Below are 14,048 nucleotides of genomic sequence, written 5' to 3'. Positions count from 1 at the left end.
GGGCGTAGCGCCCCGTCCGCAGTTAAAAATCAACGCGTTACCATCTGCTGCGCCTGCTTGATCAGCTCATCTGGCTGCTCTTTGCGTGGCGGAATGGTGATCCCCTTCTGGCAGGCAGGCTTCTCTGCCATGCGGGCCATCCAGGCTTGCAGATGAGGCAGTCCCTCAATAGAGATACCGCTCCAGTCATAAATACGCACCCAGGGCCAGGTGGCAATGTCGGCAATGCTGTACTCGTCTGCCAGATATTCGTGGTGGGCCAGATGGCTGTCGAGTACCTCGAACAGGCGACGTCCCTCTTTCTGATAACGCTCGATGGCGGCGGGGATCTTCTCCGGGAAGTAGCGGTAGAAGACATTGGCCTGCCCCATCATGGGGCCGACGCCCCCCATCTGAAACATCAACCACTGGAGAGCCTGAGAGCGGCATTTGGGATCGACCGGCAGCAACTTGCCAGCTTTCTCCGCCAGATAGATGAGGATGGCGCCTGATTCGAATACCGCGAAATCGTCGTTATCCCGGTCGACAATGGCCGGAATGCGGCCATTGGGGTTGATGGCAAGAAATTCGGGCTGTTTCTGATCCAGCGCCGACAAGTCGAGGGGAATGACCCGATAGGGCAAGCCCAGCTCTTCAAGGGCAATCGCTACCTTGAAACCATTGGGGGTCGCGGCGGTGTAAAAGTCGATCATGATTCACTCCTTGTTGGTCATAGCCAGATTGCACAGTGTTAACAGGGTGCAACACCATAGCCGCCTCATCTTGCAACAAGTGACTGGCTCCAGACCATTAAAAAGCGGCGCACCGCTGGCCAAAAATGGCATGCGGTGCGCCGCTTGTGCGCTCTGGCAATGGTAAATGCTAGTTGAGCAGGGCGACCGGCTTGCGCTGGCGCAGCATGATCAGGCGGGAAAGCAGCGGGAAGTAGGACTCCAGCTTGCGCAGCAACACCCGGCTGCAGGCAGGCTCGGCCAGCTCTGACTCATCCAGCACGATGCCGTTTGAGACAAAATAGAAACGGGGGTCACGCACATCCGGCCCGCAGACCGTCAGCTCCTTGTCCCCCTTGCGGATCAGCAGCGGCAAGACCGGCAAGCCTATCGTCTCGTCCTCTCCCCGGGTAAATCCGGCATCCTGCCAAGGATCAGCTCCGTCGATCAGCAGGATCGCCGCCTCCGTCTTGGCCGGTTGCCACTGGGCAAGGGGGGTCACTGTAATGTGGGCAAAGTGATCACCATACTCGGGTGATGACCGCAAGATGGCCAACAGTCCCTCACTGGCCGCTGACATGTTCTGACTCACTAATGACAAATTCATGGCTCATATCCCTATGCTCATGACAGCCTGTATCCGGCTGCTGGGATAAGACTAGCGCAGATCTGGTCTATATTGGAGCCGTCAAATCTGGCAGTGGTAATCAATTGGTCGTAGGGGGATTACAGTTGCCATCGATAAAAATACTGGTATCATACGCCGTCCTTTTATCCCCCGTTCTTTAACATCCAGTGGTGAACCTATGCATCCGATGCTGAATATCGCCGTGCGCGCTGCGCGCAACGCCGGTCAAGTTGTAGTAAAAGCCTTCTCCCAGCCCGAGAACATTGAGGCTATCCAAAAAGGCAGCAATGACTTCGTGACCAACGTTGACCGTGAAGCCGAAGCGGCCATCATTCACACCATCAAAAAATCTTACCCTGAGCACAGCATTATTGCTGAAGAGTCTGGTGAGATTGCCGGTACCAATCCGGACTACCAATGGATCATTGACCCACTGGATGGCACGACCAACCTTGTTAAAGGCATTCCACACTTTGCTGTTTCCATCGCCCTGCGCGTGAAAGGCAAAACTGAACAAGCGGTCGTTTATGATCCCATCCGTGATGAGCTATTTACCTCTACCCGTGGTAACGGCGCACAGCTGAACGGCTACCGCATCCGTGTGGGCAAAGCCCGTGAGATGGCTGGTACCGTACTGGCAACTGGTTTCCCATATAAGCAGAAGCACCACATTGCCCCCTACCTGAAAATGTTCCAGAGCATGTTTATCGAGTGTGCTGACATTCGTCGCTCTGGTTCTGTCGCACTGGATCTGGCCTACGTTGCCGCCGGTCGCATCGACGGTTTCTGGGAAATCGGCCTCAAGCCTTGGGAAACTGCCGCTGGTGAGCTGCTGGCCAAAGAAGCCGGTGCCATCATGACCGATTTCGTGGGTGGTCATAACTACGAGAACTCAGGTAACACTGTCGTAGCTAACCCGCGCGTATTGAAAGAGATGCTCGCCAAAATTCGTGACGAACTGCCGGAGTCTCTGGCTAAATAAGCCAGTTTGCTCAGCAACCCAAAAAACCGGCGCAAGCCGGTTTTTTGTCTCTGCAATTTATCTCAGCAGTGCCATATTGTGCAGCCCACACGACACCAATGATAACGCCCTCTCCTTACCCCACATTTTCGCATTTCATATCCCCCTGATTACCAGACTCCCAATCCAAGTTGTCGGCTATCTCTCTTTATCAAATGCACAGTGACCCAAACTTCGTTCCCAAGAGACCATGCAGGGATGCCACCACTATGTCCTCCTTCTTACCTGCCCAGTACTTATTCCGCTGATACAGATGCAAGCCAGCCCGATTGATCGCCAACAGAGAGATAAAAAACACCCGGCATATAGCCGGGTGCTTGGATTATATGTATCAACCAACTCTTCAGGCGAGACGGAAGCGCCCTATCGTCTGTTTCAGGCCAACAGCCAGCTGACTCAATTCCAGACACGCGCGGGCAGTATGATCAGCCCCCTGTGCCACCTCATTGGCGGATTCGTTGATCCGCTCGACGTTGCGGCCCAGCTCGTCAGACACCGCATCCTGCTCACCACAGGCACTGGCAATCTGGATCGCCATATCGGCGATCTGCGCCACCGCCTCTTCGATCTGCTGGATCCCGGTACCAGTCTGCTCGCTCTGGGTCACACACTGGCGGATCATGTCACAGCTCACTCCGGTCACCTCTTTCGCCTGATTGGCGCGAGACTGTAGGGTTTCGATGATGGCAACGATCTCGCCAGTAGAGGCCTGGGTGCGTCCAGCCAAAGTGCGCACCTCATCAGCGACCACCGCAAAGCCGCGGCCCTGTTCACCGGCACGGGCTGCTTCGATGGCAGCATTGAGGGCCAGCAGATTGGTCTGATCGGCAATGCCACGAATGACATCGACCACCACATTGATCTGGGCAGACTCGCGCTCCAGATCGGCCACTAGCGTGCCAGCCTGCTCAATCTCTTCGGCCACACGGGAGATTGCTACCAACGAGCTCTGCACATCCTGATTGCCGCTACGGGCCAGCGCATTGGCAGAGCTGGCTGATTCGGAGGCACTCTCGGTATTGCCCGCCACATCGGCAACGGTCGCCTTCATCTGGGCCATGGCCGTCGCCACCAGAGAGATCTCTTGCTGCTGACTCTGGATCCCTTTGGCGGACTGCTCGGAAACCGCGCTCACTTCTTCAATCGCAGCGCCCAGCTGGGTAACCGCAGCTACCACCTCTTCAATCAGGCCACGCAGGTTATCTTGCATCTTGAGAGATGCCTTCGCCAGTGCTCCCAGTTCGTCGCGACCGATATGCTGGCGCTCTAACTGGTGGGTCAAATCGCCAGCGGCAATGGCATTGGCCTGCGCCACCACCGCCTGCAGTGGCAGACAAATTTGGCGGGTAAGGAACCAAGTCATCGCCATCATAAACAGCAGCAGGCTCCCGATGCTCACCATGGCAAACGAGATCACCATGCTGACACTGTCCAACAGGCTGGTGCGGTTCTCTTTCACAAAGCCGAGATTCACATCTACCAGACCGTTAATCGCCAGCTCCAATGAACTGAAGGCGGTTGAAGAGGTAAACAGCTGTGTTTTGGCTTGTTCTGGCTGCCCTTGAATCAGCATTTGATCAAAGTCGTTCACTGAACGCTGATAACTGAGCCACTGTTGTTTCGCCTGATTAAACACCTGACGCTCGTGATCAGCGCCAACGGTCGCCTCATAGGCATGAAAAGCCGTGTCTATTTTGCGGATGCTGTTCTGGAGGCTACTGCGGCGCATCTGCAACTCGGAATCATTGCTCAGCACGAGCAGAGCAAACTGGGACCGACGAACATAGGAGATGTCGTAGAGCAGGGTTTCGACCGACAGGACACTAGGTAGCGTAGAGTCGGTAAAGTTCAACACCCGATCACGCACGCCACGTAATTCGCTGGAGAGAAAGATACCGAATATCACGTTGACGGCGGCAATGACCGCAAAGACCACGGCAATTTTTTTGCCTATGGAGAGATTCTTGTAAAACATAGTGGCTGGTGATCCTCTACTGCTGACAGGCGAATGGAGTGTGGCGATCACATCCCTATGAGCTGATACCCGGATCTTCCTGACGGGAAACATAAACAGAACGCCGGGAAGCTGGCATTCCGCAAAAGCGCGCACTCTAGCACAAGGCGACCACATCCTTACTTTTCTTGAAAATTTAAAAACAAGCTAATAAAACACAATTCGTGAGAAGGATCACAGCTTATACCAGCCTTCTTTAAGTCCTGCTTCCCCGATGAGGCTAGTCGGCATGTTGTGATCAACAAACGACAACCGAGTTGGTAAGGTGTGCGGCATTCATCTCTCCTTTCGTTGTGCCTCTCGGCGCAGACGCCATCTTTTGTTATGATCTACAGCAACTTAAACTCAGCCACACGGCTAGCAAGACGAGGTCAGCAATGAAAGTAGGTATTATCGGCGCCATGGAGCAAGAAGTAGCCCTGCTGCGCAGCCAGATGAGCACCCCCACCACCCTGCAACTGGGCGGCTGTGAGTTCTATCAGGGGATGCTGGCAGGCAAAGAGGTGATCCTGACCCGCTCCGGCATCGGTAAAGTCGCCGCCAGCGTGGCCACCAGCCTGCTGCTGGAGAAATTCGCCCCCGACTGCGTCATCAATACCGGCTCTGCGGGCGGCTTTGCCCAGGATCTGCACATCGGTGATGTGGTGATCGCCAGCGAGATGCGTTTCCACGATGTGGACGTGACCGCCTTTGGCTACGAGATGGGCCAGATGGCACAGCAACCAGCCGCCTTCCCCTGCGACGAGAAGCTTATCGCGGTCGCCCAGGATTGCATCGCCGAGCAAGGCAAGCACCAGACCAAGGTCGGCCTTATCTGCACCGGCGATCAGTTCATGTGCAAACCGGACGCCATCGCCAAAGCTCGCGCCGACTTCCCGCAGATGCTGGCGGTCGAGATGGAAGGTGCCGCCATCGGTCAGGTGTGCCACATGTTCAAAGTGCCCTATCTGGTGGTGCGCGCCATGTCCGATATCGCCGGTAAGGAACAGGTTGAATCCTTCGATGCTTTCATCGAGGTGGCCGGCAAGCACTCCGCCGAAGTGATCATCAAGATGCTCGGCAAACTGTGATCGAAACCGGCTCGCTTGATTTGATGGCCGACGCCCTCCTTTCGACGACGGCGGCCATTCTGGTAGGTGCTGCCCTGCTGGAGGCGGTGATCCCGTGGCCATCCCATCTGCGTCTTTCGGCCGTCACGCCCCTACTGACCCGGCTGGGGCACAAGGTACACAGACCCGATGGTTCACCCGGCCAGCAAATGCAAGCCGGCCTGTTGGCAATGCTGGTAGTCTGGCTCCCCTGCGCAGCCGGGCTCTGGTCACTGCGCAATCTGGCCCTGAGCGAGCCGCTGTTTGACCTGCTGTTCCTGCTCTTGATAATCGAATCCCGCCCGCTGCGCGAACTCGCCCATGCCACCCGCTCGCTCGCCACGCAGGAGACCCTGCCGCTGGCAAGATTGCAGTCTGCCCCCTGTCTCAAACGGGAGACCGGCAAACTCTCGGCCATGGGGCTCGCCAAAGCGGTGACGGAGAGCTGCGCCCTGCGTCTGGTCGGCCAATGGGCTGGCCCGCTGCTGGGGTACGCCCTCGCTGGGGTACAGGGAGCCCTGCTCTGGCGGCTGACCCAGCTGATGAACCAGGGCTGGAGCATGAAGGATCCCGCGTTTGGCTATTTTGGCCGTGCTGCCAGCGCCCTCTATCAGGGGCTCAATGCCCCCACCATTCTGCTGCTGGGGCTGCCGCTCCTGTTTCCCCGCCTCAAGCAGGCCATTCAACTGCTTCGAAGTGGCGCGATCTGGCCCTCCCCTGCTATCGGGATACTGCTGACGCTACTTGCTGATAAGTGCAGGATCCGCCTTGGTGGCCCTCGCTACTATCAGGGAGCCCTGCAACGCTGGCCGGTACTTGGCAGCGGTAATGACCCCGATAGCGAGTCACCGCGCAAGGTACTCAATATTCTGCAAGCAATGGGCTGGGGCTGGTTGATACTGGCGCTGCTTGTCACGGTGGCGGGGTTATTTCATGGTTAGATGGTTGCGATTGCCTATCTGGCTGCCCTGCGTGTTGCTTGCCTGGTTGCCCGCTGCGCTGCTGGCCGCGACTCCGAACCGGGTGGTGAGCGTGGTTCCCCATCTTACCGAGCTGCTTTACGACATCGGTGCCGGCGACAAACTGGTGGCCATCGACGATGCCTCCGACTATCCCGCAGAAGTGAAAAACAAGCCCAAGGTGGCCAATTATCGCAGCATCAATGTCGAGGCGCTGCTGGCGCAAAAACCGGACCTGATCCTGGGCTGGCGCTCGGCCCAGTCTCGCATGCTGGCCCCGCTGGAACGGCTGGGAATCCCGGTTTTCTACTCTGAGCCCACCGATTTTGCCTCGCTGGCCACCGAAATGCGGGCGCTGGGCAAATTGCTTGGAGTGGAGAAGAGTGCCAACGAAGCCGCCGATCGCTATCTGGCACGCCTGAATGAGCTGCAACAGCGCTATGGCCAACCAACCGGCGTCAAGGTGTTCTACCAACTCTGGTACCCGCCGCTCACCAGCGTCAGTGGCAATGCCTGGCCGGCTCAGGCCATCGAACTCTGCGGTGGGATCAACATCATGGCGAATGCCAAGACCCCTTACCCTCAAGTGGACATGGAACAGGTGATCAGAGCCAACCCATCGCTGATCCTGGCAGGGAGTCAAGATCCTGACGCCCTGCGTCACTGGCAGAAGTGGCCCAATCTGGACGCCGTGCAACATCAGCGACTCGATTTGATCAACTCGGATGAGCTGCACCGCTTCACCCCGAGAGCCCTCAATGCGGTGGAGCAACTGTGTCAGGCTATCAAACCTGGCCATCCTTGAATGGACATCATATTTATTATGGCCCAAAAATTGCTTGTAACAGAGGATTGAACCATGACCTATCAGCATCATATTCAATTATCGATATGATGAAATCTTCATGGTAATGACCTTCATTCTTTTGCCTTGCCCTGGTGATACAAAATGAACGACGAGATACTTGCACTGATTGGTCGTAACATTTCATTGTTTGATCGAGATGTCCAACAAGTGGATACAACTATCTGTCAGACAGTGACGAATTCCCGATTTTTGGTATTGGGTGGAGCAGGCTCAATCGGCCAAGCTGTGAGCAAGGAAATATTCAAGAGAAATCCCCGTAAGCTGCATATTGTAGATATCAGCGAGAACAACATGGTCGAGCTGGTGCGCGATATCCGCAGCTCGTTCGGGTATATCGATGGTGATTTCCAGACGTTCGCGCTGGATATTGGTTCCATTGAATATGACGCCTTTATCAAAGCCGACGGCGCCTATGATTACGTGCTCAATCTTTCTGCGCTCAAGCATGTACGCAGCGAGAAAGACCCCTTTACGTTGATGCGCATGATCGACGTCAACGTGTTCAACACAGATAAAACCATCCAGCACTCCATCGACATGGGCGTGAAAAAGTATTTCTGTGTTTCGACGGACAAGGCGGCCAATCCGGTCAACATGATGGGGGCTTCCAAGCGCATCATGGAGATGTTCCTGATGCGTCGCAGCGAGCAGATTGCCATTTCAACCGCGCGCTTTGCCAACGTGGCCTTCTCCGATGGGTCCTTGCTGTATGGTTTCAACCAGCGCTTGAAAAAGCGTCAGCCCATCGTCGCCCCCAACGACATCAAACGCTACTTCGTGACCCCCCAGGAGTCCGGTCAGCTGTGCCTGATGTCCTGCATCTTCGGTGAGAACAGGGATATCTTCTTCCCCAAGCTCAGCGAATCCCTGCACCTGATTACCTTTGCCGAAATCGCCGTGAAGTATCTTGAGCAGCATGGTTACAAGCCGTATCTGTGCAAAGATGAGGATGAAGCCAGAACCCTGATGGCGAGCCTACCTGAGCAGGGGATGTGGCCTTGCCTCTTTACCGAGAGCGACACTACGGGTGAAAAAGACTTCGAAGAGTTCTTCACTGATAAAGAAGTGCTGGACATGGATAGGTTTGAAAACCTGGGCATCATCAAGAATGGACACGCCTATCAGAATGACCTGCTCAACCATTTTGAGCAGACCATTGCGGCCATGAAAACAAAACGTGCTTGGGACAAGAAAGAGCTCGTCGAGCTGTTCTTCGCCATGCTCCCGGATTTTGGTCACAAAGAAACGGGCAAATATCTCGACGGCAAGATGTAAGGAATCGGTATGCATACTCAATTGATACGTTTTATTCGTGATACCTACAAAACCGATGACTTCATCCCTCTTCATGCCCCGACCTTTGCCGGCAATGAACGTCAATATGTGCTCGATACACTGGAAAGCACCTTCGTTTCCAGTGTCGGTGCCTATGTTGAGCAGTTCGAACAGCAAATAGCCACCTTTACCGGTTCTGCCCGTGCAGTTGCTACCATGAATGGCACGGCGGCGCTGCATATCGCGCTCTATATGGCAGGGGTGCAGGCAGGCGATTTGGTGATCACCCAGCCCCTGACCTTCGTGGCGACCTGCAATGCCTTGTATCACATGGGCGCAGAGCCCGTGTTCGTCGATATATCACGCCAGAGCCTAGGTCTGTGCCCTATTGCCCTAGCCAACTGGCTGGAAGAGCATGCCTCTCGCACCGAGACAGGTGCCATTCACAAGGCAAGCAGGCGCCGCCTGAAAGCCGTTGTGCCCATGCATACCTTTGGTCATCCGGTTGAACTCGATGCGCTTCAGGCCCTGTGCCAGGGCTGGGGCATAGCACTGGTGGAAGATGCAGCTGAAAGCCTTGGTTCCTACTACAAAGGCAAACACACGGGGACGCTGAGCGCATTTTCTGCCCTGAGCTTCAATGGCAACAAGATCATCACCACGGGTGGCGGTGGCATGGTGCTCTGCCAGAATGCCGAACAGGGCGCACGCACCAAGCACATCACCACCACGGCAAAGGTGCCTCACCCGTTCGAGTTTTATCACGATGAACCGGGCTTTAACTACCGCATGCCCAATCTGAATGCGGCCTTGGGGTGTGCCCAGATGGAGGCCTTGCCTCAGTTCCTGGCACAGAAGCGAGCACTTGCCATGCACTATGCCGAGTTCTTCAAAGATCAGGCGTGCCAGTTTGTCACTGAACCGTCCTACGGGCGTTCCAACTACTGGCTCAATGCGATTGTCTGTGAAGATCAAAGCCAGCGGGATACCCTGTTGACCGAGCTGAATAAAGCGGGCGTCATGATCCGACCTGTATGGAAGCTGATGCACCACCTGCCCATGTTCTCCAATGCCCTGCGGGGAGACTTAAGTCAATCAGAATTCATTGAAGCCCATTTGGTAAATTTACCGAGTACGCCAGTAATTCGAGGATAAGACAATGGTTACACAAAATAACTGTGATCTATCGTCAGATATCTACTACCAGCGAGCTTATTCGGCATTGTATGAGGGAGCCAGTGCTTACTTTCACTTTCTCTATGAAGAAGGATGTCACTCCGTAAAATTTAGTGCGTTGAAACGCCGAATAATGAATGTTGCAGGAGTAAAAATAGATGAGGAGCTGTATGATTTAGAAACGCCTTATGGGTATGGTGGTCCTATCTCTAACTGTATGGATGAGCAATTTTTACAAAATGCCTTCACTGCATACAGAGAATACTGTAAGCAGCATCACATTATATGTGAATTTATCCGCTTTCATCCATTTAACAGTATGGCTGATAAAAGCATGCTGTTTGATATGCACTTTCCTGAGCGACAAGTAGTTATTGTTGATTTAAAAAAAACGATAACAGAGCGTCGCAATCTATATTCAAAAACGACAAGAAACATTGTAAGAAAAGCAGAAAAAAACTTGTTAGTCGAAACTGAAGGTGTAAACCTTAATGACTTCATTGGTATGTATTACCTGACTATGAAAAAAAATACCGCGAGCAATTTTTTCTACTTTAAAGAAGATTACTTCAAAGAGTTGATGAATTTATCGGGAGTATCCCTCCTCGCTATTAAAAAAGAAAACATTTACGCATCTATTGGTTTTTTTATGTGTAGTAAAGAACTTGCTCATTATCATCTTTCAGCCAATAACCCAGAGTTTGTTAAAGAAAATGGTAATTATCTGCTGCTTGATGCTGCATTTGAGTTTGCGAAAAAGCAGGGATGCAAATATATGATGTTAGGGGGAGGAAGGACGTCGTCTTCAGATGATAACTTGTTTCTATTTAAGTCTAAGTTCTCGCCACTAATCGCTCCATTTTATATTGCAGGCTTGGATTTTATGCCCAAAAAACGCCAGATGTTAAACCAAATTTGGTGTGAACAAAATCAAGGTGTACAACCTCCGAAATTATTCCAGCTATACAGAGCTGAGAGGAACACATGATGAGCAATACTTTTATTATTGCAGAGGCTGGAGTGAACCATAATGGTGACATCAACTTAGCAAAAAAATTGATCGATGTAGCATTTGATGCTGGCGTTGATGCTGTAAAATTTCAAACATGGAAAACTGAATTACTGGTAACTGAAGACGCAAGAATGGCGAACTACCAGATTGAAAATACCCAGCGAGAGGAAACTCAGTTTCAAATGCTGAAACGGTTGGAACTAAGTTACTCCGATTTCATCTTGCTTAAAGAATATTGTGATGAAAAAAATATTATTTTTATGTCTACGCCCGATGAAGAGCAAAGTGCAACATTTCTAAATAATTTGCAAAGCATATTTAAAATTGGCTCTGGTGAACTAACTAACACTCCATATCTTCGACACATTGCTAGCTTTGGCAAACCAATAATTCTCTCTACTGGTATGGGGAATCTATCTGAAATAGAGTATGCATTATTTACTCTGACTAAAGCTGGTATGAATTTGTCCAATATTACAGTACTTCATGCAACAACAGATTACCCTACTGCACCTTGTGATGTGAATCTGCGGGCAATGACTACAATATCGCATGCATTCCCTGGAGTTGCGATAGGTTATTCTGATCATACATTAGGCATCGAGGTATCTATTGCAGCAGTCGCCCTTGGTGCAAGAATTATTGAAAAACATTTTACTTTAGATAAAACAATGGTGGGCCCTGACCATAAAGCAAGTTTGACACCAGGGGAGCTGAAAAAAATGGTAGAAGCAATTCGAAATATTGATCAGGCCTTGGGTCATGGTTGGAAAATGCCAACTGATGCGGAGAAATTAAACCGCGATATTGTTAGAAAAAGCATTGTCGCAGGACGAAATATTCCAGTCGGCACACTACTTTCACCAGATATATTGAAAATAAAACGCCCAGGTAATGGTATCTCACCAACTCGTTGGGATGAAGTCGTTGGGTCGATAGCGAAAAAAAATTATCGTGAGGGGGAGCTGATCTAATGCGTAAAATCTGTGTAGTAACTGCCACTCGGGCGGAATACGGGTTACTTAAGTGCCTGCTAGAGGATATCCAAGCTGATTGTGATCTTGAATTACAAATCATATCTACCGGCGCCCACCTTTCTCCAGAATTTGGTTTGACGAATCAGCAAATTGAAGGAGATGGTTTTGCTGTTAACAAGAAAATTGAAGTACTCTTATCGTCAGACACACCTATAGGTGTCAGTAAAAGTATGGGGTTGGCTCAAATTAGTTTTGCTGAAGCATTTGATGAGTTAAAGCCAGATATTATAGTAGTATTAGGGGATCGCTATGAGCTTATCCCTATAGTCTCGGCTGCGAGCATTGCTCGTATTCCTGTTGCACACTTGAGCGGGGGTGAGCTAACTGAAGGGTGTATAGATGAAACGATTCGCCATGCCATTACTAAGTTGTCACAACTTCACTTTACAGCTATGGATGAGTACACTCACCGAGTGATACAGATGGGTGAGCAGCCAAACAGAGTATTCACTGTTGGTGAAGTTGGCTTAGACAATTTAATGCGCATGAAACTAATGTCCCGCTCAGAGTTTGAACTTTCAATTGGGTGCAATCTTAAAGCACGAAATATCCTCTTTACTTATCACCCAGAAACAACTAAAGATGTTACTGAAATAAAAAATGATTTTTCAAAAATACTAAAAGTCTTAGATACGTTAGAAGATACATTATTAATATTCACCAAAGCCAATGCTGATGTTGGTGGGCGATTGATAAACAACATGATTGATGATTATACTGCTCATAATCAATACAAGGCAATTGCGTTTACTTCATTAGGACAGCTAAGATATTTATCTGCGTTACAATATGTAGATGCCATTGTGGGTAACTCTTCTAGCGGTATTGTCGAAGCACCCTCATTCAAACTTGCTACAATTAATATAGGTAACCGTCAAAAAGGACGTGTTAAAGCTGCTAGTGTTTTAGATGTTGATGTGGATACAAAAAAAATATTTGACTCGATACAGCATATTTACACATCAGAATTTAAAGAAGTTTTGGAAAAAACCACTAATCCATATGGGCAGGGTAATAGCTCTCAGAAGGTATTAAATATATTGAGGATAGTGGATTTGGACAGCTTAAAGATAAAGCGTTTCTATGATGTTAAATTCTAACCACAAACCGATAGGTGGTGAGCAAGAAATTGCTCACGATGGTCTGTTTTACGGAACAACAAACAGTGGTCGCTCATCTTTAAGATGGGTGTTACTCTCTATGGGGTTGCAAGGCAAGCGAGTTTTAGTACCTGACTTTGTTTGTCAAGTTGTTGTTGATGTTCTACATGAATATAAAATTCATGTAGATTTCTACAATGTAAAAGAAAACTTTGAGTTTTCTCTACCCGAGTGTTTGGATGATTACGATGCACTATATATAGTAAAATATTTTGGACATGAATCAGCAACTTTTAAACGCGCGATAAATGATTCTACATTACCCCTGATTATAGATTGCGTATTCGATGTTCAGCTGCCGGAGATCAATACACCAGCTCATTGGTGTTATTTTAATAGTTTGCGAAAAATAACTGTCGTAGCTGATTTTAGTCAGATTGTTTCTAATAAGCCTTTGTTCATAATCAATAAAGTAAGAATATCATCGTTTTCGGAAAAAAAATATCAAGCAAAAGAAGCTAAGTACAAATTTTTACACTCATCACAAGGTCGTGAGGCAACATACTTAAAATATTTTTCAAATGCAGAATCTATAATCGATGAAAATAAAAATATTTTTGAATCAGAGGACAGAAGTATTTATTTGATGGGGTGTTTTTATTCTTTTTTCAAAGAAGATTTAAAAATCCGCCTGCAAAACTTAACTTTTGCTACAACTATATTGAGTGACATTCATTTTATTAAAATTACCCCTACCTTTCCTAGTTTTTTGCCTTTGCTTTTAAATAAACGAGATGAAGTAAGGCGTGAGCTGATGAGAGACTCTATTTATCTAGCTATTCATTGGCCCGCAATTGAACAATCAAAAAATCATCTATCTGACAAACTATTGTCACTACCTTTAGATTCCAGATATACTAAAGAAGACATTGAGCGTATGTGTGATATTATAAAAAGAGTTGAAAAATGAAGAACAATGCATTAACTTTTCAGCTAAAAAATCTTATACTCTGAATAATTTTTTTGTTTGATTTCTGAATTGAGCAATATTTATTGCTCTGTGATGCTATTTAACATAAAAAACATATTAGGAAGAATTATTATTGTTTATTTTTAGAGGAAATTTTCCACGTAGAGATGAACATAGCGCAACAAAAGTA

13 protein-coding genes are annotated in these 14,048 nt (G+C 49.6%); 10 read left to right on the top strand and 3 right to left on the bottom strand.

Annotated features, from left to right (window positions below; genetic code table 11):
* Positions 1-29: 29 nt before the first annotated feature.
* Entirely contained in the window at positions 30-692 is a 663-nt protein-coding gene (locus tag CK911_RS04555) for a glutathione S-transferase family protein (protein ID WP_098969141.1), read from the bottom strand.
* Between the two features lie 169 nt (positions 693-861).
* Positions 862-1,317, bottom strand: coding sequence for a hypothetical protein (locus tag CK911_RS04550; protein WP_098969140.1), 456 nt, complete (start codon positions 1,315-1,317; stop codon positions 862-864).
* Positions 1,318-1,516: 199 nt separating this feature from the next.
* On the opposite strand from CK911_RS04550, the gene suhB reads away from it, so the two are divergent.
* Positions 1,517-2,320: an inositol-1-monophosphatase gene (suhB, locus tag CK911_RS04545; protein ID WP_042022253.1), complete on the top strand. Its 804-nt coding sequence runs from the start codon at positions 1,517-1,519 to the stop codon at positions 2,318-2,320.
* Positions 2,321-2,702: 382 nt separating this feature from the next.
* On the opposite strand, the gene CK911_RS04540 is transcribed toward suhB, so the two are convergent.
* Positions 2,703-4,334 carry a methyl-accepting chemotaxis protein gene (locus CK911_RS04540; protein ID WP_068977126.1) on the bottom strand — a complete coding sequence of 544 codons (1,632 nt, stop codon included), beginning with the start codon at positions 4,332-4,334 and terminating at the stop codon, positions 2,703-2,705.
* A 416-nt stretch (positions 4,335-4,750) separates the two neighbouring features.
* Between CK911_RS04540 and mtnN the strand changes: the two genes are divergently transcribed.
* The 9 genes from mtnN (at position 4,751) to CK911_RS04495 (ending at position 13,858) form a co-directional block, all read left to right on the top strand.
* The gene (gene mtnN / locus CK911_RS04535; protein ID WP_005361500.1) at positions 4,751-5,443 is read left to right on the top strand and encodes a 5'-methylthioadenosine/S-adenosylhomocysteine nucleosidase; all 693 of its coding nucleotides are present in this window, start codon (positions 4,751-4,753) and stop codon (positions 5,441-5,443) included.
* Positions 5,440-6,402: a cobalamin biosynthesis protein gene (locus CK911_RS04530; RefSeq protein ID WP_098969138.1), complete on the top strand. Its 963-nt coding sequence runs from the start codon at positions 5,440-5,442 to the stop codon at positions 6,400-6,402. The genes mtnN and CK911_RS04530 overlap by 4 nt, the downstream gene beginning before the upstream one ends.
* Positions 6,395-7,225: a cobalamin-binding protein gene (locus tag CK911_RS04525; protein WP_172953957.1), complete on the top strand. Its 831-nt coding sequence runs from the start codon at positions 6,395-6,397 to the stop codon at positions 7,223-7,225. The genes CK911_RS04530 and CK911_RS04525 overlap by 8 nt, the downstream gene beginning before the upstream one ends.
* A 144-nt stretch (positions 7,226-7,369) precedes the next feature.
* The gene (locus tag CK911_RS04520; protein WP_098969136.1) at positions 7,370-8,563 is read left to right on the top strand and encodes a UDP-N-acetylglucosamine 4,6-dehydratase; all 1,194 of its coding nucleotides are present in this window, start codon (positions 7,370-7,372) and stop codon (positions 8,561-8,563) included.
* A 9-nt stretch (positions 8,564-8,572) separates the two neighbouring features.
* Entirely contained in the window at positions 8,573-9,718 is a 1,146-nt protein-coding gene (locus CK911_RS04515; protein WP_098969135.1) for a LegC family aminotransferase, read from the top strand.
* A 4-nt stretch (positions 9,719-9,722) separates the two neighbouring features.
* The gene (locus CK911_RS04510) at positions 9,723-10,727 is read left to right on the top strand and encodes a peptidoglycan bridge formation glycyltransferase FemA/FemB family protein (RefSeq protein WP_098969134.1); all 1,005 of its coding nucleotides are present in this window, start codon (positions 9,723-9,725) and stop codon (positions 10,725-10,727) included.
* Positions 10,724-11,725 (top strand): N-acetylneuraminate synthase, encoded by a 1,002-nt coding sequence (gene neuB, locus CK911_RS04505; RefSeq protein WP_098969133.1) that lies wholly within the window; start codon positions 10,724-10,726, stop codon positions 11,723-11,725. Before CK911_RS04510 ends, neuB begins: the two co-directional genes overlap by 4 nt.
* Positions 11,725-12,888: a UDP-N-acetylglucosamine 2-epimerase gene (neuC, locus tag CK911_RS04500; protein WP_098969132.1), complete on the top strand. Its 1,164-nt coding sequence runs from the start codon at positions 11,725-11,727 to the stop codon at positions 12,886-12,888. Before neuB ends, neuC begins: the two co-directional genes overlap by 1 nt.
* Entirely contained in the window at positions 12,872-13,858 is a 987-nt protein-coding gene (locus CK911_RS04495) for a pyridoxal phosphate-dependent transferase (RefSeq protein ID WP_098969131.1), read from the top strand. Before neuC ends, CK911_RS04495 begins: the two co-directional genes overlap by 17 nt.
* The last annotated feature ends 190 nt before the right edge of the window (positions 13,859-14,048 follow it).

The sequence above is a fragment of the Aeromonas sp. CU5 genome, assembly GCF_002586745.1.
Classification (GTDB): Bacteria; Pseudomonadota; Gammaproteobacteria; order Enterobacterales; family Aeromonadaceae; genus Aeromonas; species Aeromonas sobria.
This window is presented reverse-complemented; position numbering and strand designations above follow the sequence as displayed.